Origin of the sequence: Micromonospora sp. NPDC005305, assembly GCF_040607315.1 — a bacterium.
GTDB lineage: Bacteria > Actinomycetota > Actinomycetes > Mycobacteriales > Micromonosporaceae > Micromonospora.
Genome location: NZ_JBEXGL010000030.1, coordinates 39,900 through 62,725, shown reverse-complemented (window position 1 = coordinate 62,725; position 22,826 = coordinate 39,900). Strand labels below are relative to the sequence as shown.

Annotated in this window: 17 protein-coding genes; 4 read left to right on the top strand and 13 right to left on the bottom strand. The window is 68.5% G+C overall.

The features are described from left to right. Positions 1–2,592 precede the first annotated feature (2,592 nt). Positions 2,593–2,868, bottom strand: coding sequence for a hypothetical protein (locus tag ABZS80_RS30465; protein WP_355061268.1), 276 nt, complete (start codon positions 2,866–2,868; stop codon positions 2,593–2,595). 74 nt (positions 2,869–2,942) lie between these two features. After that, positions 2,943–3,140 (bottom strand): hypothetical protein, encoded by a 198-nt coding sequence (locus ABZS80_RS30460; protein ID WP_355061266.1) that lies wholly within the window; start codon positions 3,138–3,140, stop codon positions 2,943–2,945. A 165-nt stretch (positions 3,141–3,305) separates the two neighbouring features. Here ABZS80_RS30460 and ABZS80_RS30455 point away from each other — a divergent pair, with 165 nt between their 5' ends. Continuing rightward, positions 3,306–3,554 (top strand): substrate-binding domain-containing protein, encoded by a 249-nt coding sequence (locus tag ABZS80_RS30455; protein ID WP_355061264.1) that lies wholly within the window; start codon positions 3,306–3,308, stop codon positions 3,552–3,554. 360 nt (positions 3,555–3,914) lie between these two features. Here the strand turns inward: ABZS80_RS30455 and ABZS80_RS30450 are convergent, their stop codons facing one another. The 7 genes from ABZS80_RS30450 to ABZS80_RS30420 all read right to left on the bottom strand — a co-directional run bounded on the left by ABZS80_RS30450 (position 3,915) and on the right by ABZS80_RS30420 (position 13,111). Then, positions 3,915–5,192, bottom strand: a complete 1,278-nt coding sequence (locus ABZS80_RS30450; RefSeq protein ID WP_355061262.1) for a PIN domain-containing protein — start codon at positions 5,190–5,192, stop codon at positions 3,915–3,917. A 529-nt stretch (positions 5,193–5,721) separates the two neighbouring features. Next, on the bottom strand, positions 5,722–7,212 hold the full coding sequence (locus tag ABZS80_RS30445; RefSeq protein WP_355061260.1) for an Hsp70 family protein: 1,491 nt from the start codon (positions 7,210–7,212) through the stop codon (positions 5,722–5,724). A 14-nt stretch (positions 7,213–7,226) separates the two neighbouring features. Beyond that, positions 7,227–7,619 (bottom strand): hypothetical protein, encoded by a 393-nt coding sequence (locus tag ABZS80_RS30440; protein WP_355061258.1) that lies wholly within the window; start codon positions 7,617–7,619, stop codon positions 7,227–7,229. A gap of 13 nt (positions 7,620–7,632) precedes the next feature. Continuing rightward, entirely contained in the window at positions 7,633–10,212 is a 2,580-nt protein-coding gene (locus tag ABZS80_RS30435) for a hypothetical protein (protein WP_355061256.1), read from the bottom strand. Continuing rightward, positions 10,205–11,362: a hypothetical protein gene (locus ABZS80_RS30430; RefSeq protein ID WP_355061254.1), complete on the bottom strand. Its 1,158-nt coding sequence runs from the start codon at positions 11,360–11,362 to the stop codon at positions 10,205–10,207. Before ABZS80_RS30430 ends, ABZS80_RS30435 begins: the two co-directional genes overlap by 8 nt. After that, positions 11,359–12,318, bottom strand: a complete 960-nt coding sequence (locus ABZS80_RS30425) for a protein phosphatase 2C domain-containing protein (RefSeq protein WP_355061252.1) — start codon at positions 12,316–12,318, stop codon at positions 11,359–11,361. Before ABZS80_RS30425 ends, ABZS80_RS30430 begins: the two co-directional genes overlap by 4 nt. A gap of 76 nt (positions 12,319–12,394) precedes the next feature. Beyond that, positions 12,395–13,111, bottom strand: coding sequence for a VWA domain-containing protein (locus ABZS80_RS30420; protein WP_355061251.1), 717 nt, complete (start codon positions 13,109–13,111; stop codon positions 12,395–12,397). Positions 13,112–13,161: 50 nt separating this feature from the next. Here ABZS80_RS30420 and ABZS80_RS30415 point away from each other — a divergent pair, with 50 nt between their 5' ends. Then, on the top strand, positions 13,162–14,337 hold the full coding sequence (locus tag ABZS80_RS30415; protein WP_355061249.1) for a hypothetical protein: 1,176 nt from the start codon (positions 13,162–13,164) through the stop codon (positions 14,335–14,337). Here the strand turns inward: ABZS80_RS30415 and ABZS80_RS30410 are convergent. The 4 genes from ABZS80_RS30410 to ABZS80_RS30395 all read right to left on the bottom strand — a co-directional run bounded on the left by ABZS80_RS30410 (position 14,320) and on the right by ABZS80_RS30395 (position 17,902). Beyond that, positions 14,320–14,877: a hypothetical protein gene (locus ABZS80_RS30410; RefSeq protein WP_355061247.1), complete on the bottom strand. Its 558-nt coding sequence runs from the start codon at positions 14,875–14,877 to the stop codon at positions 14,320–14,322. The two genes, ABZS80_RS30415 and ABZS80_RS30410, sit on opposite strands and share 18 nt — an antisense overlap. Beyond that, the gene (locus tag ABZS80_RS30405; protein WP_355061245.1) at positions 14,874–15,182 is read right to left on the bottom strand and encodes a hypothetical protein; all 309 of its coding nucleotides are present in this window, start codon (positions 15,180–15,182) and stop codon (positions 14,874–14,876) included. The genes ABZS80_RS30410 and ABZS80_RS30405 overlap by 4 nt, the downstream gene beginning before the upstream one ends. Before the next feature lie 17 nt (positions 15,183–15,199). Next, on the bottom strand, positions 15,200–16,684 hold the full coding sequence (locus ABZS80_RS30400; RefSeq protein ID WP_355061243.1) for a hypothetical protein: 1,485 nt from the start codon (positions 16,682–16,684) through the stop codon (positions 15,200–15,202). 738 nt (positions 16,685–17,422) lie between these two features. Continuing rightward, complete coding sequence (locus ABZS80_RS30395) at positions 17,423–17,902, bottom strand: DUF6745 domain-containing protein (RefSeq protein WP_355061242.1); 480 nt, start codon at positions 17,900–17,902, stop codon at positions 17,423–17,425. Positions 17,903–18,827: 925 nt separating this feature from the next. Here ABZS80_RS30395 and ABZS80_RS30390 point away from each other — a divergent pair. Both ABZS80_RS30390 and ABZS80_RS30385 read left to right on the top strand, forming a co-directional pair. Continuing rightward, complete coding sequence (locus ABZS80_RS30390; protein WP_355061240.1) at positions 18,828–20,459, top strand: Hsp70 family protein; 1,632 nt, start codon at positions 18,828–18,830, stop codon at positions 20,457–20,459. Between the two features lie 94 nt (positions 20,460–20,553). Then, positions 20,554–22,512 (top strand): hypothetical protein, encoded by a 1,959-nt coding sequence (locus tag ABZS80_RS30385; protein ID WP_355061238.1) that lies wholly within the window; start codon positions 20,554–20,556, stop codon positions 22,510–22,512. Positions 22,513–22,826 lie beyond the last annotated feature (314 nt).

The window sequence follows — 22,826 nt, the reverse complement described above, 5'->3', positions numbered from 1 at the left end:
TGACCCGCCGCATCACCCGCGGCCGACCAGCCCGACGGCAGGCAAAGCGCACCTTCATCTGGACCTGATCAAGTCCCTCTCAAACACGCTCTAAGCGCGGGTCCGCCGCGGGCGGCTAGGTAGTGATGGTGCAACTCCAGCAGCAGGTCGTGGGGGACCGGGTCGCTCAGTCCGGCTCGACGGCAGTCGACGGCAGCAGCCACAAGCGCCGCTCCGCGGGCGTGGGTACCTGGTGCCCACGCGTTACGCCAGTCGCTCAGAAGTTCGGGACCTGCGGCGAGGCTCTCCGCGACGCCGAACGTCTTCGCGTGCTTCAGCGCGAGTGCTATTCGTGGATCCTTCTCAGCATAGGACGCCGCAAGCTTGAGTTCTTCCTGTGACCACAACCTGTCCAGCGGGATGATGCAGGCACCGCGCAAAATGTCTCGGCTGGCTCGCCAGAAAGCGCGGCCTTGGTCATCGAGAGAATCTTCCGCTCGCGAAGTGAAGCGTTCGTATTCGGGGGTGCGTAGTGTCGCAACGATGGTGGTGTGCCCTCGCGTTGATGTCGTGACGCTGGCTACCATCGCCAAGGTCAGGCCGCCTGGTCCCATGAACCTCTCGAGGTCGTCAAGCCATAGGACGCAGCGACGCGAATGAGTTACTTGAGCCGCGACTGCGGGAAGCGATTCTCGTCCTGACGGAACGGCAAGCAGATGGTCCGGACATTCCGCCCGGATCGCTTCGAATGCCGCCCGAGATTTCCCTGCGGTCGACTCACCCACGACAACGATGAGCGGTTCTCGGTGTATTGCTTCCCTGAGCGCCTTATCGATGTCTCGCGGGATGTAGGAGGTAACATCAGCGAGGGTCCCTTGCGAATTTTCGGAGCGGGGCTCAGCCGGATGGACGCCAAGCACGATTGGGTTCGTGACGTCGCCAACCCTCGGAAGTCTTCCGGTCCGATCTTGCACAGCAATGCGGTCAGGAAGTTCTCGCCGGAGCGTGCGTTGGCGGTCAATCCATTTACTTGCGCGACCGGCCGCGACTCCGGATACGGCTGCGATGCCTCCGCCTGTCAATGCCGCAAGCGGCGCGGACAACCACACTGATGCAAGTGCCGTGCCACCGACACCTGCGGCTCCGCCTATAGCCAAAGCAAGCCAAGCGCCCAGCAGGCGCCATGATTGTCGCACGAAAGAGACCTCTCCTGCGGAGAAAGTGGATCATGACCAGCAGGCCACCGGCCTAGATCGCCTTCCGTCATCACGCTGGAACTGATCGTCTCACGGCAATGCCACCGGCGACACGTTCAGGACTATCCGAGTACGTGTATGTCCGGCTCGCAGGGGGAAGTGACTCTGCGCCGTCCGGCGGTGATGCCGGTACGTGACCGTCGGCTCTCGCGGGTTGCCCTGATCCCTCGTCGGCGGCTTCCAACTATCAGTACGCCGGCGAATACGTCGGTCATGTGGAACACCCCCGAAGCGCGGGGGAGCGGGGCACTGACCAGGACATCGCCCGCACGCAGACCGGATCACCCGCGGTTGCGCGGCGAGCAGTTGAGCGGCGACAGGATTGCCATCTGACTGCGGGATCACCTCCGCGTGCACGGGAGCAGGCTTCGTGACTGGGCCTGATCGGGTTGGAGAACCAGTCCCGTCGTCCTCAAGGGTGTGCATCAGGCGTCGGCGGAGATGGAGGCGTTGGTGTATGAGCTGCGCCGGCATCATCCGGGGTGGGAGGTCCGTCGCGACCCTATTCCTCCTCGCTGGGACGGGGAAGGGCTCCAAACACAGCTACTCGTCCACCACTGCGGGCCGCGGTTGATCCGCCGACGCCCCTCCAGCGTTCTGACGGGGCAGGTTGCGGAGCTCTTCGGGCTCTGGAAACACGCGTTGGGCATGCGGAACGCCCAACTCCAAGCGAACTTCGACGTACAGCGCCAACAATCTGTCCTCAAGCTGTTGAAGAGGAGGACGATGCTTCTCATCAGCTCTCAGCGGTAGGCCCGTTACCTGCCGCCATAGTCCAATGGCATACCGTAGTGCGTATCGCGCCTCCTCTTGAGCCTTCATTGAGTCGGTACTTAGTCTGATTCGCTCATACTGAGCTCTCGCCTCGGCATGTGCTTCGCTCATGCGCGCTTCCCAGCCATGGTCGGACGCTGTAAGGTGATGATCAATGCAGAGTTGCCGCATACGCGTGACAGCAGCAGCGAAAGCTGCGCAGGCAGACCTCAAAGACTCGCGACGCTCCCGCCGATCCCCTTGCCTCGACCTACTGAAATCGGTGACAAGCGTGCCAAGGATGCCGAGCGCGGTGCCGGCCAGGGTGAACAGCGCCTCTCTCACAACCTAATCAAACACGGCAGAGTCAAGTCCAAGGGCAGCGAGAGCCATCCCAGCTTCGTTTGATCACTGACGAGCACCTGCCCCATGCTGCGGGAGCTAGATCCGGAACATGCGTGGAATGATCAAGGGCAACGCTGGCATACGTTGGGTTGCCTTAGAAACAAGTGGCCTTGTGGAGCAGGCGCTACACCATTCCTAGACCGTGTGTCGCAGGTTCGAGCCCCGGTCTGGGGCACCAGGTCGCACCCATAATCGTCAACTATGTGGCCCGCCGCTCCTCGCCGGTGCCGGTGCCCGGCGGGGGAGTGCCGCGGTCCTGCTCCCGCCACTGGCCGGCGGTGTCGGCGCGCAGCAGGCGATCAACCATCTCCAGGGCCTGTGGCTCCGAGTCGAACTCCCAGCGCAGTACCTTTCCGGACTCCGTGTCCCCGGACCGGGCCATCACCGTCCAGCGCGTCTCGCGGACCAGCCACACGTCGCGCCGGGTCAGGCGCCCCCAGACGCCGTTCCACCACCGCCGTACCACTTCCTGCACCCCGCGATCGTACATACGTTCGATCAGGCGTGGGGATCGGATGGCGAGTGGCCTCGCGCGCCCGTTGCGAAGGGTTACTCGCAGCGGTCCTCCGCGCCCCGGCCGTAGGGCTCGCAGCAGTCCGGGCGGTGCCGGTGCACCCGAAGATCACGCCCGTTGCGGCGGGCGAGCTCCGGCGTGATCTCGTACAAGCAGGCCCGCCACACGACCGTCTCCCCTCCGCCGGACACCACCTCGCCGTCACCCGGCCCGCCGCGCAGCAGCACCTCCACCTCTCCGACCGTAGGTGATCGGCAAGAGCCGGGCACGAGCTCGACCGATCACCCCCGCCGCCTTGGACGGGGTCGAGAAGGAGCGGGTCCCCGCAGCGTGACGTTCACGCTGCGGGGACCGGATGTCGCTGGCCTGCTGCCGGGGCTGCTCCACCTGCACGCGTAATGCGCGGGCTCCAGGAACACGGCAGGCGGGTGCCGGAGGACGTTAGCGTCGTCGGCTTCGACGACGTGCCGGAGGCTGCGTACTTCATGCCAGCGCTGACCAAGGTGCGACCCCACTTCGACGCGGTCGCGCGGGCCAGTTTCGAGCTGCTGGTCGCGCAGCTCGGATCCGATGACGGCGGCGTGCTGCACCGGGCCGTCATGCCGACCCTCATCAGCCGGGCCAGTGTCGCGGCACCGCCACGCTGACCGGAGATCTCAAGCAGGTTCTGTCGGCATCCGATCTTGAGCCCGTCGTGTGGGCGTGATCCGCGCTGAACCCCGCAGGATCGGGTAGCAGGGCCAGCCGGGTGGCGGCATGGCGGCGCTGCCGCCAGCTGCGGCGGCGGGACGCCAGTGCTCGGCGACAAGTTCGCCAGCGCTTATCTCTGATGGGTGCCCGCTGGTAGATGTCTATCTTCCGTCAGGTGGTTGCACCCGGTAGTTGCCTACGTGCATCCTGTTGGGCTGGGCGAACCCGAGGAGGCACAGTGTCGGACCCCGTGTCCCCGACGAGTCCTACCGTCAAACGACTGACCCAAGGCCTCGTGACACACCTACTCACGCAGGTCAAGAGTCAAGGTCAGACAGATCTCGAACGAGCGGTACCAGATCGTGAGGGATCTCAAAGCCGCTCGCTTGTACGTAGCTGAATGCCGGATCATAGACGGCCTTTAGGACGTCCAGGGTGCCCTCGCCCGCGATACCTTCGTCCCGGAGCTCCTGTGCGATGCGGTTGGCTGGGCGGGTGAAGCCACGCAGCATCCGGCCCTCGTTGTATCGGCCGATTTCGTAGACGTTCTCGCGGCTGACGAACCCATTGTGCTCGGCTGCGAAGCGGATCGCCATCGCCTGGACGGGTGCCTGGAGGTCGAGTCTGGCTAGGAGTTCCTGGACGGCTTCTTGTGTCCACCCCGTCAAGAAGAGGACCCGGTCAACACGCTCTACATCCTGAACGGACTCCTCCTGAACATCAACGCGAAGAACATCGCGCGCGTGTAGGAGCAGACTCTCTGGTCGCAGCATGAACAGCCGCACCCCGACATGGTGGCGCAGTTCCTCTACCAACTCGGGGCGGGGGCCTCTCGACTGACCTCGATCTCTGCGCCACCAATCGTCTTTGACATCGCCCGTTACCAGAAGCACGTCATGCTTGCGATGGCCTGCTTCGTCGAGAAGCTGTCTCCAGACCAAGTAGTCGCCAGCGGCCAACTCGTCCGTCTTGTTCTTGTCCTTGAATCCGGGAGGAATGCCTGCGCCGATCCGCCGCAAGGCTTCCTCGATCGCCTCAGTTCGAGCCTTGGCGGTCATCGGGCTGCCTACTCGGCCCTTGAGCACCGGTTCCAGCGCTTGGATGACAGGGTCGTTGTTCGTGTTCAGGGCTTGACCGAGCGCCTCCTCGGCAACGAACCCTTTGATGGCCTCCGTGACGGTGTTGAACGCGAGATCAAGGTGCTCCTGTAGTTCGACGCGTCGTTCCGCCGACAGCGCGACCCGGTTGGCCCACGTCCGCAAAACGTTGATCGACTGCTGAAGATGGTCGCCTAGCGCTTCGACGGTGTTGTCGCCGGTCTCCTGTAGGTCTCGAAGGGCTGACTCCCGGTTACGCCAGAACTCGACCAAGACCTGGTGGGGGACCCACAGGCGATCTTCCAGCCTGTTGAGCACCGCAACAAGGTCGGTCCGGGTCTGTGCGTTATACCGATACAGGTTCAGCAGGACGTTGGTGTCCAGCACGACCAATCCCTGCGTGAGCAGCAATCGGTAATCATCATCCGTCGGTGTTCGGTATCCCTCGAACCCGTCGTAGATGCCGCGTGTTTCGGTCGCCGACGCCGTGGTTGTCACGGCGGCATTATTGCGCACTACCGGGATTCATGGCGTCCCGTACGTTGCGGATGCCGCCCGGCTGGGCACGGCTCATCGGCGCGGGCACCGCAGCGTCGGCTGCTCATGTCCCAGCCAGCGCAGGACGGTTCGTGGCGCCGTCGACGGTGCGGGTATCGCCCGCTACCTCCGTTTGCCAGCGCGCTTGGTGTTAGCGACCCCGGTCCCAAGGAGGCAGGGCGTCCTGACAACGGCTCCCACTCATGTGCTGCAACCGGACCCGACCTCGACAGGGTCGGCCCACTTCCCTCATCCGGGGCACCCGTGGTCAGACCAGCAGTGGCAATCAGGCGTACGAGGCCGGACCCTCAGAGCCGCACTCAACGCCACCCACCGGGACCAACCGGGATGCTCATGCAACCCCAGAACCACCGGGCTGATCAAGCACCGGAGTCCCTTACATGAGCTGAGGCGACGCTGGCGCCGAGGAAAGCTCGGATACCCACACCACATCCGCCGGAGTTCCGTCAGCGCCCGACAGGGCGGACCTTCAGTCCGGGTCCGGCATCAGCTCGGCGATCCACCGGCGCTGTTCAGCGAGTTGCTTCTCGTCGACGTCGATGCCGAAATGGAGCCGCTCGTCCATCAGCACGGCGCCAGTACGTCGGTCGACCACCCGGACATGCAGGATGCCGTCCACGTCGTACCGGTACGTGATGTCCAGCGTAGCCTCCGCCCGGCGTCTCTGCTCCGGCAGCCTGATCTGCCACGTCGTGAGCGCGACGTTGTCCTCGTGACCGATCGGCATTTCTGGGTCGCCCTCGATCACCGTGACGGCGACGGATTCCTGGTAGTCAGTAACCGGTATGCACGGCTCTGTGGAACTCGCCGGGTACTTGGTATTCCGGCCGATGACCTCGGCGAACGTCGGTCCGCCGGTACCCGGATCGCGGAGGACAAGGCCCAGGGCATGCTCGGTGCCGACAAAAAAGTTCAGATCGGTGATCTCGCCCCGCAGTATCCCGGCCGCGACAGCCGCGCCCTCGGCAACCGCCGTCATCGGATCCACCGCCTCGTCCGGCTCAACGCCGACGACGCCGGCCACGAACCGCCGCACCGCAGGGATCTGCGAGCTGCCGCCCACCATCACGAGGTGGTCAATCGGGCCCGGGCTTTCGCTCAGGCAGGTCTCGAGCGGGCCTCGGGTGCGCTCGATGAGGGGCCGGATGGCCGTCTCGAGGTGCCTCCGTGTGATGCGGGCGAAGCGGCCGGTCGGCAGCGCCACCTCGGTGGCGGCCTGCTTCGAAAGTTGAATCTTGGCGAGCTCCAGGTTGAGCCGGAACTGCCCCCGTTGTGGTGGCTTCCAGTCGGCCGAGCCGGGCAGTTGCGGCCGGAGCCACGCGAGGAACGCCGCGTCGAGGTCCAGGCCGCCGAGTCGTTGCACTCCCTTGGACGCCTGCTCGATAAAAGTGCCTTCGACGGCCTGCAGTACCGTCACGTCAAGCGTTCCCCCGCCCCAGTCGAAGACCAGGATCCTCTCGTCCAGCCCGATCTTCCGCGCATGCGCCATAGCAGCTGCCGTGGGCTCGTTGATCAGAGCCAGCACCTCGATGCCCGCCATAGCGGCGGCCATCTTGGTCCGCACTCTCGCACGACCCCGGCTGTTCGCGGGGACCGTCACCACCGCCTGGTCCAGGGGTAGGCCGGTCTCCGCAGAGGCGCGCTCCCGGATGCGCCGGAAGAAGAGCGCCGCCACCTCCTCCACGCGTAGGTGCCGCCCATCGACCTCGACGCTGTCATCGGTCGCAAAGAGACGCTTCACTGCCTCGACTCGGCCCTGGCTCCGCAGCTTCATCGGCCATCCAAACGCGGGCCTGCCGTTCTCGAAACCGATCACCGAGGGCAGCACACGGCTGAGCCCGTGGTCCGCCCAGGCCGTCGGGAGGCGGCGTTCGAGCGGGACCGTGACCGTGCCCTCGGCCGTGGTCCGGGCCAGGACGCTGTTCGTGGTGCCGAAGTCGATACCGAACGAAGCGGTCATTCCGGGCCTCCCAATCATGGAGTGGGTGGTGTGGTACGGGCGGAGCGGTATCCCAGAAGCTGCCGCAGGCGCTCCCGGGCGGCGGCGATTCGGACCTGGTTCAAGGCATCGACGAACGCTGCGTCGCCGATCGGGCAGGGTTCACCGGGAGGGGCGAAGACCCCGGAGCCGTCGACCGAGCCGGCCTCCGGGTCTGCGGGCAGGCGGTAAAGGCTCACCTCCGCGTCAGGCTGTCGCGGCCCCTGGTCGATGCGCTGCAGCGCCCAGGTGAGATCCACCTTCCGGGTCTCGGCCTCGGCGGCGTCGGCCGGGAGCGACTTCATGCGGCGGGCGAAAGCCTTGTTCGCCTCGGCACGTCCGGTACCGAACGGGATACCGAGGATCAGATACGGGTTGCGCGATTCCATGGGGTGCTCCCGTCTAGGCGACGTGCCGCAGCATGGGCGGGAGCTGCCTCCGGCACTCGTCGACGAACGAATTCAGCCAGCGGACGACCTCGGCCCGCACAGGGAGTTCACGAGTCAGACGGAGATACCGCTCGCACCGCTCGACGTGGGCGCGCAGCGTCCTGACGAGGCCGCGGCGTTCGGTCATGTTCGGCTGGTTCTCCTGCCATGTCACCCCGGCCGAGCGTTCCAACTCTCGCCACCTCTTCACCATGCCGTTGAAGAACTCGATGGCTGCGTTGCCGACCGCGACCGTCGCCTCCTCCACCCGATCGCCGAGGAGTTCGTTGATCGCCCGCAGCTCGGCTGGGTCGAGTTCGCCCCGTCGCCGCCGGTAGGTCGTCACGGCGGTGACCAGGGCGTGTTCGGCGACCGACGGGCTCTGCTGGGCAGGTGACCATTCGGTCTGTGTGATAATGCGAACCGCCGCGCGAGCGCCGAACCGTATCCGGCCCGGGAGGTCCAGCACCTCATGACGGATCAGTTCCTCGACAGCGGGCAGAGCATCGACGGACGCGGCAGGTTCCTCCGCGAGGATTTCGTCGATCGTCGCCGCGAGCCAGTCTCGCTCCGCATCCGCCCAGTCGGGCCGGGCCGGCAGTGTCCACAGCGTGCCGAGCTCTATGGCGGTCTGGGCCAGGGTGGTGGTGGACCGCTGCTCCTCCAGCGCCGCCCGGGACCGGTAGTAGCGCGCGGTGAGCGCCTGGACCTGTCCGCTGCTTGTCACGGTGGTCCGTAGCAGCCAGGAGCCATCGTGCTGCAGTGCCAGCAGGAGCAGCCGCCGGTGCAGCCCGTCGTCGTCGATCGGGCCCGTCAGCGTTGCCCGGATCATGGCACCTAGCGTCGCGGGGAGCTCTATGCGCCGCCCGTATGCCTGCCACAGGTCCAGCGCCCGCTGGACCGCCGACCGCCGAAGGTGATCGGCGCGCGCCAGTTGCATTGTCCGGGCCAGGTACGGCAGGGCGGCGAGGTAGCTGCTCTCCTCGGCGATGAGTGCCGCGTTGACGGCCAGATCGGCGACGGGACGGATCGTCAGAGCTCGGTCCAACAATTGCAGCGCCTCCTCGCCGCGTCCAAGCCGCCAGTGGGCGTACGCGGCCAGGTTGAGTGCCTCGGCGCGCGTGCGCGGGTCGTGCGCGTCTCGTGCCACCGTCCGTCCGGTCTCAGCCGCCTCCGCCCACCGGCCGGCCTGCAGGTCCGGGTAAAGCCCGCACAGGTCAAGCCACAGCCCGAACTGGGGATGCCTCTGCCGGACGTCGGCGGCGACCGTCACCTTGCCGAGCATGGCGTTGCGCCACAGGCGTGGCCAGGTGGTCGGATCGGCTGCCACCGGCTCCGGCGCCGACCGGCGTCCCGCGAAGTCGATCGCAACAGCATCGGTCAGCCGGATGACGGCGCGCGCGTCGAGGCGAAGGTCTTCCTCGCGCAACCGGCCGGTGTCCACGTATTCCCGCAACGCGCGGTAATGGCGGACCGCCTCGTCGCCGTCTGGCAATCCGGCTAGCCTCGCGGTGTCACCCGCGAGGTATGCGCGGCGGGCCGCCTCCGCGGCGAAACCGGCCCCGATGAGCGTCTCGTCGTCCACCTGCTCAGGCGCGAGCCGGCAGCGCAAATGCGTGGCCGCCGCTGCTGGCAGGCCCGGCGGCACCTCGGTGAGCGCCCCGGCGGTGATGAGCCGATCCAGTAGCGGAACCGGAAGCAGGCCCAGGATCTGAGCCGGGACCGCCGAAGGCACACCGGCCAGTCCTTCGCGATACGCGGCGAGCGCTCGGGCGTACGGCCCGTCGGCGGGGGCCAGCCCAACTGCCTCGCAATAGCGGGCCGCGACCTCCACGACGTCCGTTGCAGCCGGGTCGAGCGCCGTGACCAGCGCCATGGCGTCGAGCGACCGTGAAACGAGGGGCGTCAGCAGGGCTACCGCGTTCGCCGCGCAGTCCGGGTCCCGCTCCAGGTCCGGGAACCGGCTCAGCAGCAGGCCCACGCGAGGGACGTACCGTGTGGGCGGAAGGATACGCAACTGTTTCAGGGCAGCCGGCACATCGCCTGCCACTGCGGCGATGTGCGCCCGGTACCAGGCGATTTCCGTGTCGGACAGATCCAGGCCGGCGGGTAGGGGACGACCGAGGGTGATCAAATCGATCGCCGCGGCTCGCCGAGCGCCCAAGGTGGTGGTAGCCAGCCGTAGCGCGGCGGCGGCGACCGCCTCCGGGGACCAGCGCGCTTTCGCGACAGCCGCGCAGCCGAGCGCGGCCCAGAGCCGGCCGGCGGCGCTGCGCACCCCGGCCGACGCGGATTCGACGGACGGAAGCCGGTCGAACTGCTCGGCAGGGACCGCCACGGTGGCCTCGCCGTGTTCCAGTACGAGGACGTCGTCGTTTCGCTCGCCCACTGCGATGGCCAGCCGGGTGATCAGTCGCTTGCGGACCACCACGCGTCCGATCCGCTCTGGGCCGTCGTCGGGTGGATCGAGCGGCGTGCCGCAGACGGAACACACCTGGTTCGCGGTCGGGTCGCTGCCGCAGCTGCGACACCAGCGGGTTCGGTCGTCAGCCATCGCGCCGATGCCAGCCGCTCTCTGCGCGGAACACCCAGCTGCCGATGACCGTGCCGTCCACCAGCCGCTCGGTCTCGGCCGGTGGAGGATCCTCCGGTGCATGCGGCCCCTTGGTGCCGCGGGGCCCCGTCGATCCTCTCGGCGCCTCCGGCCCGCCGGGCCTTGGAGGCAGATCGTTCGGCACGGCTCGATTCCGACGGAGTGCCTCGTACCACTCCCGCAGAGTCGGGCGGTCGCCCGGCTGCTCCGCCAACGAGCGCACCAGCAGCCGCGCGGCCCGCTCATGGCCCGCCCGGCGAAGGACTCGTGTGGCGGCGGCAGGGTCACGGTTGACCGCCCGTCCCTTGCCGTAGTCGAGGATCCGGACCACGAGCAGGCCGAACTTGTAGACGTCCGTGCTCTTGCTCTGCGCGACGATGGCATCGGGATGGACGGTGCCGTACGACTCGCGGTGGCGGCGTGCGGCGGCCAGTGCCTCGGGCGGCTCCCAGCGCGGCGTGTGCGGCTGGCTGCCGAACGGCGAGCGGCTCCCGGTGAGACGCGCGCTGTCCGCGTCGTAGGCCAGTACCGCGGGCCGGACCGGGTCCGGGTCGTAGACCAGGTTGCGGCCGGAGATGTCGCCGATCACCACCTCCGCGTAGTGCATCAGGGCGTATGTCGCCGCGATGCAACCGATCAGTCGTACCCGTACCTCTTGGGTCACCGGTGCGACGCCGATCCGCTCCATTGTTTCCACGTCGCCGAAGAGCTTCTCCGCCTCTCGCGGCACCGACATGACTCCGCCGGACCGCGGCGTGACACGTTGGAAGAAGCGCTGTGGAATCAACGGCATTACGATGCCGGTGGCAGCCCCGTGGTCGTCGACGACGAGGCGTACCGGCCAGATGACCCTTTCGTCCCACCGGGCCCGCTGGGCCGGCGCGAGCCGGCTGCGCACCCCAACCATCGCCTGCAGGCCGGGTGCCAGACCCGGTCCGGCCCGCGCGCGGGTCTTCGGCGAGTACTCCTTATACGCCAGACCCTGCGGCGCCTCGACGCCGAGGCTTTCCGGCCGCAGGTCGGGCAGCCCATACACCGCAGCGGTGCCGCCCCGGCCGATGAATTCGAGACTGCCCAGCGTGCGGCGTCGGATCACCAGTTCGTCGGTCATGGCCGCTGCACCCAGATCGCCACAGCCGTCCGGTCGTCCGTGAACGACTTGCGGTAGAACCCAACGTGCTGGGCGAACGAGAGGATGTCCGGCGGCTGCCGCCACATCGTCGCCAGGAAGCGGCCGACTACACCACCGCCGGATCCGAGTGGATCACCGAGGCCATCGGTGATCACGACCAGGGCCTGACCCGGCTGCAGAATCCGAGCCTGCGGCGCGGCCCGGACAGGCCCGGGCAGTGGGCTGACCGCAGTGGTGGCTATCTCGACGCCGTCGTTCTTAACCGCGCTCAGCGGCTCCCACTCGTTGCCGTGCAGCAGAAGCGCGGCGGAGTCGCCAGCGACGGCCGCTACCACGGCTGGGTGACCGCCATCGGCTGCCGCGGCTGCGCCGACTGCGAACACCACGGCGGTGGACGACATGACCTTGCGCGCGCTGGCATCGTCCCAGCTGCTTTCCAGTTCCGCCAGGCCGGCCGCGTCACCTGCGCGGTCCAGGCCCTGGCGTACGGCGGTCTTGGCCGCCCGTCGCAGCGCGGCGTTCGCCGCTTGGACGATCTGCGACCAGGGCAGCGCCGCGGCGACCTCCGGCCACCGGGACACGAGCTCGGCCCAGGCCTCTGGTCCCCGGTCAAGATTGAGGCCGGTCAGGCCACGAGCGAGGCGCACGGTGGTCTCCTGGCAGACGATGTCGGCAGCCTCGTGCGACAGCTTGCCCTCGGATACGCCGTCGGCGACGCAGCCAACCAGCCACCGGCGGTCCGGGGTGGGTCGCACCAGATATGCGTCCTGTCGCGGTGTGCCCACCTCCTGATGACCGAGGCCGCGCTGGCTGCTGGCCCGATACGTGAGCCCGCCCAGCCGGCCGCCGTCCACGATGGTGTCCGGCCGGGTGCCGGCCCGGCCCGCGGCCGGCATTGCGATGACCTCCGCCTGCCGGCCGGCATCCTCGATCACCCATCGACCGTTGTCGTGCAGGTACCATCCCGGCGGACCACCGACTCGAGTAGACAAGCCGTGCTCGGCGTCGACATCAGATCCAGTCATCGAGGTCCTCGTCGTCCGGCGGAACGAATCCACCGCTCTCGCCGACCTCGCTCACCGAGGCGGCGGAGGCGACGATGCTGCCCAGCAAGGCCTCGGCCGCCCTGGTGATGGCGGTCTTCGGGTCGGCGCCGGCCCGGGCCACGTAGCTGCGCATGGACTTGTTGCCGGTCTTGGGAAACACCCACGGGTCGAGCGCCTCCTTCGTGGCATTCCCCACCCCGAACAACAGGATGTTGGGCCGCGCCTGGAATCGCGGGTCCGTCAACTCCTCGTACGCCGTCTTCAGCTCGTGATCGTCGTCGGTCGGCTCCCCGTCGGTGATGATGAAGACCGCAGGCCGGTAGACCCGGAAGTTGTCACTGCGCAGCTGGGTGACGTCCTTTTCGATCTCCTGACGGAGCAGGCGGAACGCGGCTGCGTACGAGGTGCGGCCGCGGGCGGTGAATTTCGGCAGCGTCGGCACGTTCCGCAAGTCGCCCAAGCGGAGTACGACGCGGGCATCGTCCGAGAAATCGATCGCGCCGAAGCGGACGATGTCCGCGAGCATTGGACTGCTGTCGATCGCGTCGGCGACCTTGGGCAGAATCTCGTTGGCGCTGTAGATCGCCCCGGTCACCTCCATCGACTGTGATACATCGACCACCACATAGAACGCCAGCACCAGGGTGCGGTTATCCTCGGTGGCGCGCCTGTCGTCGGCCATCGTGCTCCCTTCCGGTTCGGACCTGGACCCTGCGAGGGCGAAGAAGGAGGATGGGCAGCGTGCTGAGCGTCGACGAGCCGGGCCGGGCACTGCGCCGACTGCTCCAAACCGACCCGACCTTCGCCGCCGAGCCTCGGCGACTGAGCCGCGGACTGCTCGACCTCTTGCCACACGACGACCGGGCGGTGCGCCTGCTGGCAGTCGGCGCCGAACTCGGGGTGCCGAACCTGCTCGCGCACGGCGAACCGGATGCCGCCCGGCGGGTGTTGTCCGAGCAGGCGGGGCTACGACCTGACATCGCCGACTGGGTCGTCGCCGTGTGGCGCACGGCGACGGCCGACGAGGTCCGGCCGGCGGCGGGGTCGGGCGGCGTGGTGCGGCTGGCTGCGTGGCCGAACGGCGTCCTGATGGTGGTATCCCGGACTGCCCGCGGCATCTTCGCAGCGGCGGTCGGCCGGACCGGCCCGACACCCTGGCAAAAGCTGGCGACCCCATTGAACGACGGGATCAGCGACGTCGCGGTGACGAGGAACGGTGAGCGGGCCGTGGTCGTCTGGCCGGGGGCGCAGGGCGCGCACGCCGCGGAGGTCCACTGCCGCCAGGACGTCGTCACCGCGGACACCCCGAGGCTGGTGGTCGCGGCACGCGACGGCTTTGCCCTACGCGGCCCAATCACGGCGCTGACGATCGACGACAGCCTCCACCACCTGGTGTGGTCGGTGGACGGACACCGATTGCGCCGCAGCACCTGGCGCGCCTGGCCGGCCGACGACCCGGACGACGACCTGCCGACGTGCGGCGCACCTGGAGAGAAGGCAACGCGGCTCGATGTCGGCCGAGCCTCCGACGATGTCGCCTGGCTTGCGGCGGCCACCGACCGCGGCCGGATTCTGGTGACGCGTTGGGACATCGCCCGCGACGACATCGCCTCCTGGATATCCGTCGCGGTGCCGGGTGAGGTGGTCACGGTAGCAGTCGCCGGGTCCCGGGTGTTCGCCGGAATGGTGACCGGGGAGGTGGTGGCCGTCCGGGCGGACGCCGTCTTCGCCCGCCGGGGGTGGGACGCGGTCACGGTGCGCGCTCCGGGGACGCGGGCAGACTTCCTTGCTGCGGCGATCGTCGGCGACGAGACCTGGCTGGCGATGGGCGGCGTGGACACGGTGCTCACGCAAGTCGCGCCGTCCGGGCAGCGACCCGGCCGGTCCTGGTCACTGGGAACCCCCTGACCCGGCCCACGCGCGCCGGGCCGCTTCGATGACTGAACGCGCCACCCGCCCCGCGATTCCGGTCCGCATCGGGTGCAGCGTCGCGGCGAGAGCGGCGAACGCGAGGTGGTCCTCTCCCAGCGGCGCGACCACGTGCAGGTCGCTGTCGAGTGGTTCACGGGCCGCCAGCACCTGCTGGTCGCGGTCGGTTGGCAGCCCGTGGGCGACGACCAGTGTCACCGGCCGGCCCGTCGTGATGCCGTCCGAGCGCAGCTGCCGAAGATCGTGGCTGACCACGCGGACCAGCATCCGCAGGCCGGCCGCGAGCGAGCTCAGCCCGCCCGCAGGCATCCGCGGAATCATGGTGAGGTCGCGCGCGCCGATCAGCGGCACCTGCAGCGTGGCATCGTCGCCGTAGCTGGCGAGACATATCCGGGTGTCCAGTCCCTGGTCTTCCGCCAGCCGTACGAGGTGCGGCAACGCGAGGTGCAGGCCCTCGTGGAAGCCGTCTCGGACCGTCGAGCCGGATGTGTCGGCCAGCACGTAGACCGGTCCGGTCACGGCTGCAGGCCCAGTGCCTGCCGCACCTTGTCGATGCTCTCGACCATGGCGGTCAGCGCGCCGGCCCCGGTGGCCAGGGTGGTCAGGAGCTCGCGGACGCGTTCCCGGCGCACCGGTTGGCGCTGCAGCTCCGCTCGCAGCTCGGCCAGGGCGGCCTCGATCTCCTGAACCGTTGCGACATTCTGCTGGACGCGCTGCGAGAGCGCTTCGAGCGCCGGCGACCACGACCCGTGGTAGGCGACCTGGTTGCCGTCTCCGACCACGATGTTCTGACCACTGATGCTGCCTGTCTGGAAGTGGCTCACGGTCGCCCCCTTCGTTGTCAGCTGCCTGCTGCGCCCTTGCCGTCCCCGTTTTCGTCGTCGTCCTCGTCCTCGGCGCTGCTCCATCCCATGGCGAGGTCATTGAAGATCGTGTTGTCGCCGATCACCACGTTCCGACCCTTGATATCGCCGATCTTGTAGGTCTGATGGAAAATTCGTGTCTGCTGCCGCTCCAGGTCCGAGGTGTCGATGCCGTGGTCTTTCACGTACTTGACGATCACCTTGAGGATCTGGGTGCGCAGCGTCTGGACGACCATCTCCTCGTCCTCGTACGCGAACAGCCACTCCCGCTGCTTGGCGGCCACCGCGGCCCGGATGCTGCCGGACGCGCCATAGTTGAAGGTGGACAGCTTGCGGATCAACCGTCGTTGCCGGGTCGGCCGCATGGCGATGAACCAGCGCCAGCGTGCCATCAGGAGCAGTGTGCCGGGCGCGCAGCGGGCCAGCCGCAGGCTGATCGGCACGGCGTAACGGACCGCTTGGCCAACCCGACCGAGCCAGGTCACCGGGATCTTGTTCGCCGATGCGACCACGGGGTGAAGCGGCAACAGTACGTACGCGTAGAACTCCACGAACAGATCGGTACCGAACTCGACCGCCCGGACGAAGACGGTGACCACAAGCTCGCCGGCCCAGGAGTCTTTTTCGATGCAGAGGTACGTGCGGGCCGTTTCGGACGCGTTCTGGATCGCTTTGCGGATCTCGCTGCGATCGACGCTGGACGTCGGCGGCTGCTCCGGTTGCGGCAGCAGCCCCTGCACCCTGGTGGCGTAGTTGCCGGCCACGAACAGGCGATTGTGCACCTTGACGTCGGGTATCCCGGCCTGACGAATGGTCACCGAGAGCGCCTTCTGCAGCTCTTCCGCGCTGACCGGCAGGATCGTGCGTACGTTGCCCTTGGCGTCCGTGCCTGCCTTCGTCGTGTCGACCTGCACTTTCCACCGGTTCAGCAGCTTGCCCGCGCCCACGAACGGAATCCCGTGGCCGAAAACGATGACGTTCGCACCGGCGCGCGCCTGCAGGCGCTCTTCCAGGTCCTTGTCGAGCATCGGTGCGGAGGTGCCCGGGCCGTGGGGATCAGAGAGCATGCGGCTGGCTCTGGTGCGCGATACGTAGAGGTGCCATCCGGTCAGTACGAAGATGAGGAATGCACCGCCGGCGATGATGATCACCGCGGTAAGCAAAATGCCGGCGGAGAGGCCGCCGAGTGCGAAGACGATCGGGACCGCGGCCACGACGAGCAGCACGTCGAGCGTGGCGAGCAGGATAACCAGGGCGCGGTGCCGCCGCGATGCCATCGTGTGCCGCGCCAGCGCCACGAAGTCGACGCCGTACGCCGGTGGGATGGCGCACAGACCGGGGCGGATGAGCACGGTGTAGACGTAGCGGGCGAACGACGGCTCGAGCCAGGCGTACGCGCAGAGGAGGCGATCAACCCCCGACGCGCGCGCAGCGGCCATGGTCCGCGGCGGCGTGGTGCTCACGCCCACGGCCGTGCCGAGCTTGTGCCGGGTCGACGTATCGCCATGGCTGATTCAAACGCCGCCAACGGAAGCTTGTAAAGATCTGACGGCGCATTCTGTGTCGGATCTATTACAGCGCGTCTGGGTAGCGGACCGGGCTCACCAGAGATGAGCGCAAGCAGCCGATGTCGCACACCGGCGCGCGGCCCGGTAATAGGTGCTCTCCTCGGCATGCGTCCGTCTGCCAGCCAGGAGTATTCCTATTCTCTGGAGACCAATCTCAGCGGCCCGGCCCTGACGAGGGCTTCATGCTCGGTGACCTCTTCGGCGCGTCCGAAGAGGTCACCAAGCGGCTAGATTTGGTTGAGCACGAACCCCCACGTTTCGGCTGCCGCTGAGGTGAGGTCGGCCCGTACGCCGATTCCAGGACTGCGCAGTGGTGGCGGAGCGATGAGGCGTGAACGGTTCCGACGGTGCTCCCGTTCGCGCCCCCGAGAACCCTGTCCTGACGCTCACAAGCAGTGACAACAAGCGACCAAAGATTGCCCCATCTGTGCAGGTAACAACCACTTCCGGCGAGCACGACCACGCTCGCGGTGGCTAGGGCAGTGCAAGGGGTCGCGGTTCAAAATTTAGTGTCCGACATAGCTCAGAGGGCACACCTCTCCGGCCGACTTGCGTTCTCGCCGTCGCTGAGTGACCCAACCGCGGATGAAGCGGCCGGCGAGTCGCCCGTTGCGACCTGCTTGTGTCGGATGGTCAGCGCGGCGGGAGCGCCTTGCCGTCCCGCGCCCACATCAGGCTGCCGTCGGGCCAGACGGCAGCCAGCTCGTCCTCGGCGTGCAGCCGGCCCTGCGCGTTGATCCGCAGGACGGTGGGGCGTTCACTCATGACGGCAACGTCGGTCAGCGGCCACCAGGGCCCGGCTGCCAGGGCCACCTCCCGGCATCCTTCCCAGGCGGCACCTGGCCTGGTGCCCAGAACCTCTTGGTACGTGTCGATGGCGGCCAGCAGGAGCCAGTCGGGGTAGTAGTTCCAGGCTGGCTCGAAGAACCAGTCACGGGGATTCAGGCAGTAGCGAACGACGGCACGTCCTTCGTCGTCCTGGTCCACGATGCTGCTTTCGGCGTCCCAGAACCAGGCCGGCTGCATGGTGTAGCTGGCGGTGAGGTTGCCGTCGATGGTTGCCCAGATCGGGCCATGCACGAGGTCGTACACCCGCCGCACCGTGTGCAGCACCGGTTCGAGGGTTCGACGCTCCGGTTCGGTGACGGGGTTGCAGCGGTACGGGTGCTCCATAAGGTCGTAACGGCTTCGACGCCGTCGTAGCGCTGCTCACCGTAGTAACCGGTCCACTCCATAAAGTGGTGGAAGTCCCCGAAGGCGTTGAACCGATCGAGCTCGCTGGTCTGCTCCCAGATCGGCGCCCGCGCCACAGCCAGGGACCGGTTGAGGTTGTCGCGCCGCACCGAGGTGACCAGCGACGTGTGTCCGTCTTCGAGGAGGCGTCGCAGTTGTTCGACAGCGGACAGGGGAGAGGGGCACCAGAGGAAGCGGGACGGCTCGCGCTGCCCGGCCGCCTGGTAAGCGAGCCGGGCCGCCGCCTCGGCCCGCGCATGGTCGGCGGGATCGCAGGACAAGGCGGCCTGCGTCCACCTGTCCGCTACGGTTTGTGCATGCTCTGTCATCGGGTAGATGGCTGGCTTCATGGCCTCCTCCAATAGGGGCTGCCGATTGACGTCTGTCTATTGATGGTGCGGTAGTTGGTCAAGTCGTGGTTGGTCAGGCGCGAGGGGGCGCCGGAGTTCGTCCACCGCGGGGCACCGCGCTGCGGTGGCCCGTCACCGCCAAATCTGCGGACCCTGGTGCGTGGCTGTGAGTAATTCACGGGTGACGTGAAGGTGATCCTCGTGTTTGACTAAGATCTATGCGAGCGGGGCAGGCGCGGCTGGCGATCGACTGCGGAAGCGCCAGCACCAGCGCCGTGGTGGCATGGCCGGACGGCGGATGGGCGCCGCTGCTGTTCGACGGGGAACCCGAGCTGCCCAGCGCAGTTCTTCTGTCCCCAGACGGGGCGGCGTTGACGGGCCACCAGGCGTGGCAGGCGGCCGCTACTGTCCCTGATCGGTTCATCCCCTCCCCGCGGCAGCCTCCTGACCAGCGGTTGAACGTCGCCGGCACGGACGTCGATCCCCTCGATTTGGTCGCGGCGACCCTGCGTCGAGTCGCTCAGGAGGCGCAGCAGGTGGCCGCTTCCGACATTGAGGATGTGCGGCTGGTCGTGCCAGCAGGGTGGGGCCCGAGGCGGCGGACGTGGATGCGTCACGCGGCGCACCGCGGAGGCCTGTCCCAACCCACGCTGATCGAGGCGCCGGTGGCGGTCGCCGGGCACCTCCTTGCCACGGGCGTGCAGCTGCCAGTCGGATCGTTCATCGCGGTCTGTGACGTCGGCGCGGGGGCGGAGGTCAGCGTCCTGCGACGCGGCCCGGCCGGTTTCGAGGTCCTCGCCACCCTGGCCGACACGGCCGCCGGCGGCACGGCGATCGACGACGCCCTCGCCGCCCTGCTCGCCGGCACCAGCCCTGACCAACGTGACGGCGAACGGTGGGCGCTCATGGCCAGCGTCCGTACCGGCAAGCACGCCCTGGCCGACCATGTCGCGGTCACGATTCCGCAGCCGCAGGGTTCAGCCATCGTGCTGAATACGGGCCTGCTGGAACAGGCCGCTCACCCGATCCTGCACCGCGCCGCCCAACTGACGACCGATGCGATCGCGGCCGCGGAGATCAGGGCCGAAGACCTCGCAGGCGTCTACTGCGTCGGCGGTGTCGCCCGGATGCCGCTACTGGAAAAGGTGCTCACCGAAACCGCAGGGATCACCCCCACCGTGGTCCCCGATCCTGCGCTGGCGGCGGCCCGCGGGGCAGCGGAAGCCGGCGCCGCCGACGCCACCGCCGGGCAGCAGGTGGGGGAGGAGCCGGTGCCGCCGGTGCGGCGGGCGGTCGCGATCGCCGTACCCGGCTTCGCCTCGCTCGCGTTGATCTCCCAGTTCCTGCTCACCCCCGAGTGGAACGGCAGCCTCATGTACAAGTGGGCGCTGCTCAACTGGGGTGAACTCGCCGTGGCAGCCGTCTTCGCCGTGATCGCCAGCCTTGGCGCCGGCACGGTCCTCGCCTCCGCCATCACCGCCCGCACCAGCCGCACACCCGGCCCGTCTGCCAGCCCTGGCTCGCAGACCGGCACCGGGATCCTGGCGTCGGCATCCCTCGGCGTCGCCGTCGCCGGAATGTATGCCGTCCTCGGCAGCCTCTACATCGGCGACCCCGTCGGCGGATTCCTCCGCTGGACGCTCCTGCCGATCGCCCCGATCGTCGCCGCTGCCGCCGTGATGGCGCTCGTCGCCGCCAGACAATGGCGCACCCCACCCGGCGGTTGGTCGAAGCTGCTCGCGTTCCCCACCGGATCGGTGATCACCGCAGGGCTCGGCATGGCGCTGATCCAGTACTCCCTGACCGCCGATCGCTGGCCGAACATGGTCCTGTGGATCGACCTCGCCGGACGCGTCGGCGGCCTGCTCCTCGGCATCGGCGCGGTCATGGCGGTCGTGTCCCAGCCGATTCTGCGGCTGATCCTCGGCGCGCCACTAGCCGTCATCACCGCCGCGCTGGTCAGTTGGCCCGCCTCCGGAATCCTCGGGGTGATCTACGCGATCGCCGTGGCCGGGTGGTGGCTGCGCCAGCTGTGGACCCGCCTCCTGCGCCAACAAGCCCCACCGCCTCGTCGGCCGGCCCGATGACCCGACGACCCACAGCCTGCGACCAGGTCACCGGGTGGGAGTGCGGGGGATGAGGTGGCCCCGGCGGGTGGTGTCAGCCGCCTTCGTCTTGACCATGCTGGTTGTACCGCCGGGGCTGTTGACCACACTCGCCGGGCCGCCGCTGCCCACGTCGCCCACCGGGGCGCAGATGCGGAGCTGGATCGCCGATCCGCTGAACCAGCACACCCTCACGGCCGGGCTCACCGCCCTCGCCTGGCTGGTGTGGCTGGGCCTGGCCTGCACCGTCGCGGCCACCGCCGCCCGCCGGGCACGAGCCCGCGCCCGATGGCTGCGCCACCTACCGCTGCCCACACCCTGGCAGGCCGCGGCCACCACCGTGGCTGGCGCCGCCGCCCTCAACACCGCCCACCTCCCCACCGTGGACACACCGATCCCGCCGGTCTCAGCCTCCACCGGCACCCTCCACCCGCACGACGGCGCAGCCGACACGCAGGCCGGCGATGGGGTCACCGTGCCCGGGGGCTGGCTACCCGACACCACCGCCCAACAGGTCGCCGCCGCGGCAGCCCTGGTGTGGCTGCGCCGCCGCCGGGCCTACCAACCCGGACAACCCTCACCCGACGACTCGGACCTGGCGCCGCTACCAACCACCGTCACCGCCGTCCGCACAGCCCTCACCGACGCAGACACTCAGCAGCCGCCCGTCACACCCGCCACCGCGGCACTGCCAGCCCTGCCGACGCCCTGCGTCGCCCTCACCGGAGACGGCGCCGCTGACGCAGCCCGCGGCATCCTGCTCACCCGACTGCTCGCCGCCATGCGAGACCCACAAGACACGACCCGCCTGCTCATCACCCACACCGCTCTCACCACCCTCCTGCCCGACATCTCCACGGACACAGCGATCCCCGGCCTGCGCGTCGTCGACACCGTCGACGATGCGGCCGCGCTGCTTGCCTCCCTCATCAAGGCACCTCCCGCGCCCGGTGGGGGAGCGGGCCTTCCGGAGCTGCTGCTGCTCACCGACCCGCCGAATGCTCCGACGGCCGCCCAACTCGCGACCCTGCAACACGTGGGCGCGACCGTCGTGATGCTCGGCGCCGGACCGCCCGTGACCACCTGGAGCATCGACCGCGACGGCCACAGCCGCGACGAGCACACCGGGCGGACAGGACCTCGGCTCTGCGTCCTCAACCGCACCGCCGCGACGGACCTGCTCGCCGTCATCGCCCACCCCGCTCGCGAACGGCAGGACTCCGTCGGCGAACCGGCTCCGCCGCGGCGGCAGCCAGCGGAGACTGGCCACGCCCGGATTCCCCGCCAAGCAGGCAGTGACCGTCGGGCGGCAGTGCCTGACATCCCAGCGGTCACGAACCCCCGTCTTCAGGTGCGGGTGCTCGGCCGGCTCGCTCTCCTCGCCAGCGGGGAGCCCGTCACGATCCGCCGCAGCGCCGCCCTGCAAGTGCTGGTGCTCCTCGCCGTCCATCCCCAGGGCGCCACCACCACAGACCTCGTCCAGGCGATCTGGCCCGGGTTGCCCGCCCACACGGTCACCGGCCGCCTCTACACCACCCTCAGCGACCTACGGGCCGCCATCCGCACCGCCACCGGCGTCACTGTCCTCCGACACACCGACGACCGCTACCACCTGAACCCCGATCGAGTCGACGTCGACCTGTGGCGGCTGCACGCCGCCGCCCACCACGCCGCCACCGCCCTGAGCGACCCCGCACCCGCCTGGCAAACGGTGATCGACACCTACACCGGTGACCTCGCCGCCGGTCACACCTGGGCCTGGATCGACCCGCCGCGCGAGGCCACCCGCCGGCTCGTCCTCGACGCCTACGCCAGCGCCGCGGCGGCCCAGACCGATCCACACCACCGGCTGCGGCTCCTGCAGGACGCCATCCGCGTCGACCCCTACAACCAGACGCTGCACCAACTCGCTGCCGACCAGCTGAGCGCGCTGGGCGACGCCGACGCCGCTGCCCAGCTCCTGGACGGCTACCAGAGGCGGCTGCAACTCGCTGGCATTGCCGCCAGCGACCAACCCGCGCCCACCTCGCGCTGACCCAGCCGCTCACCCCATCAGCAGCATTGATCTGCCCGTGCGGCCACGTGTCAGGAGCTGTTGCGGGGCGGCGCTGACCTGCGGGTGTGAGGTCGTGTGAGGTCGTGTCAGGTTCTGTAAGCCCTCATCACCGCCCATCACCGCCACGGCGGCCATAGCGTCACGGCACCGTCCATCCCCACGCACCGGCAGCACCCCGCCTGCCAGCGCGGGCCACGAGGGGAGGCCAGGTGACGTTCCCAACAGCACGCGCAGCAGCCACCACCACGGTCGTCCTGTCCACAACAGCCGTGCCGGTGATCCTTGCTGCCACC

What these genes read in the sequence shown, in the direction of transcription:
- ABZS80_RS30445 (WP_355061260.1), bottom strand. Translation starts at nt 7,212, where the DNA reads ATGACCGCTTCGTTCGGTATCGACTTCGGCACCACGAACAGCGTCCTG.
- ABZS80_RS30420 (WP_355061251.1), bottom strand. Translation starts at nt 13,111, where the DNA reads ATGGCCGACGACAGGCGCGCCACCGAGGATAACCGCACCCTGGTGCTG.
- ABZS80_RS30455 (WP_355061264.1), top strand. Translation starts at nt 3,306, where the DNA reads ATGCGCGGGCTCCAGGAACACGGCAGGCGGGTGCCGGAGGACGTTAGC.
- ABZS80_RS30430 (WP_355061254.1), bottom strand. Translation starts at nt 11,362, where the DNA reads ATGACCGACGAACTGGTGATCCGACGCCGCACGCTGGGCAGTCTCGAA.
- ABZS80_RS30435 (WP_355061256.1), bottom strand. Translation starts at nt 10,212, where the DNA reads ATGGCTGACGACCGAACCCGCTGGTGTCGCAGCTGCGGCAGCGACCCG.
- ABZS80_RS30385 (WP_355061238.1), top strand. Translation starts at nt 20,554, where the DNA reads ATGCTGGTTGTACCGCCGGGGCTGTTGACCACACTCGCCGGGCCGCCG.
- ABZS80_RS30440 (WP_355061258.1), bottom strand. Translation starts at nt 7,619, where the DNA reads ATGGAATCGCGCAACCCGTATCTGATCCTCGGTATCCCGTTCGGTACC.
- ABZS80_RS30415 (WP_355061249.1), top strand. Translation starts at nt 13,162, where the DNA reads ATGGGCAGCGTGCTGAGCGTCGACGAGCCGGGCCGGGCACTGCGCCGA.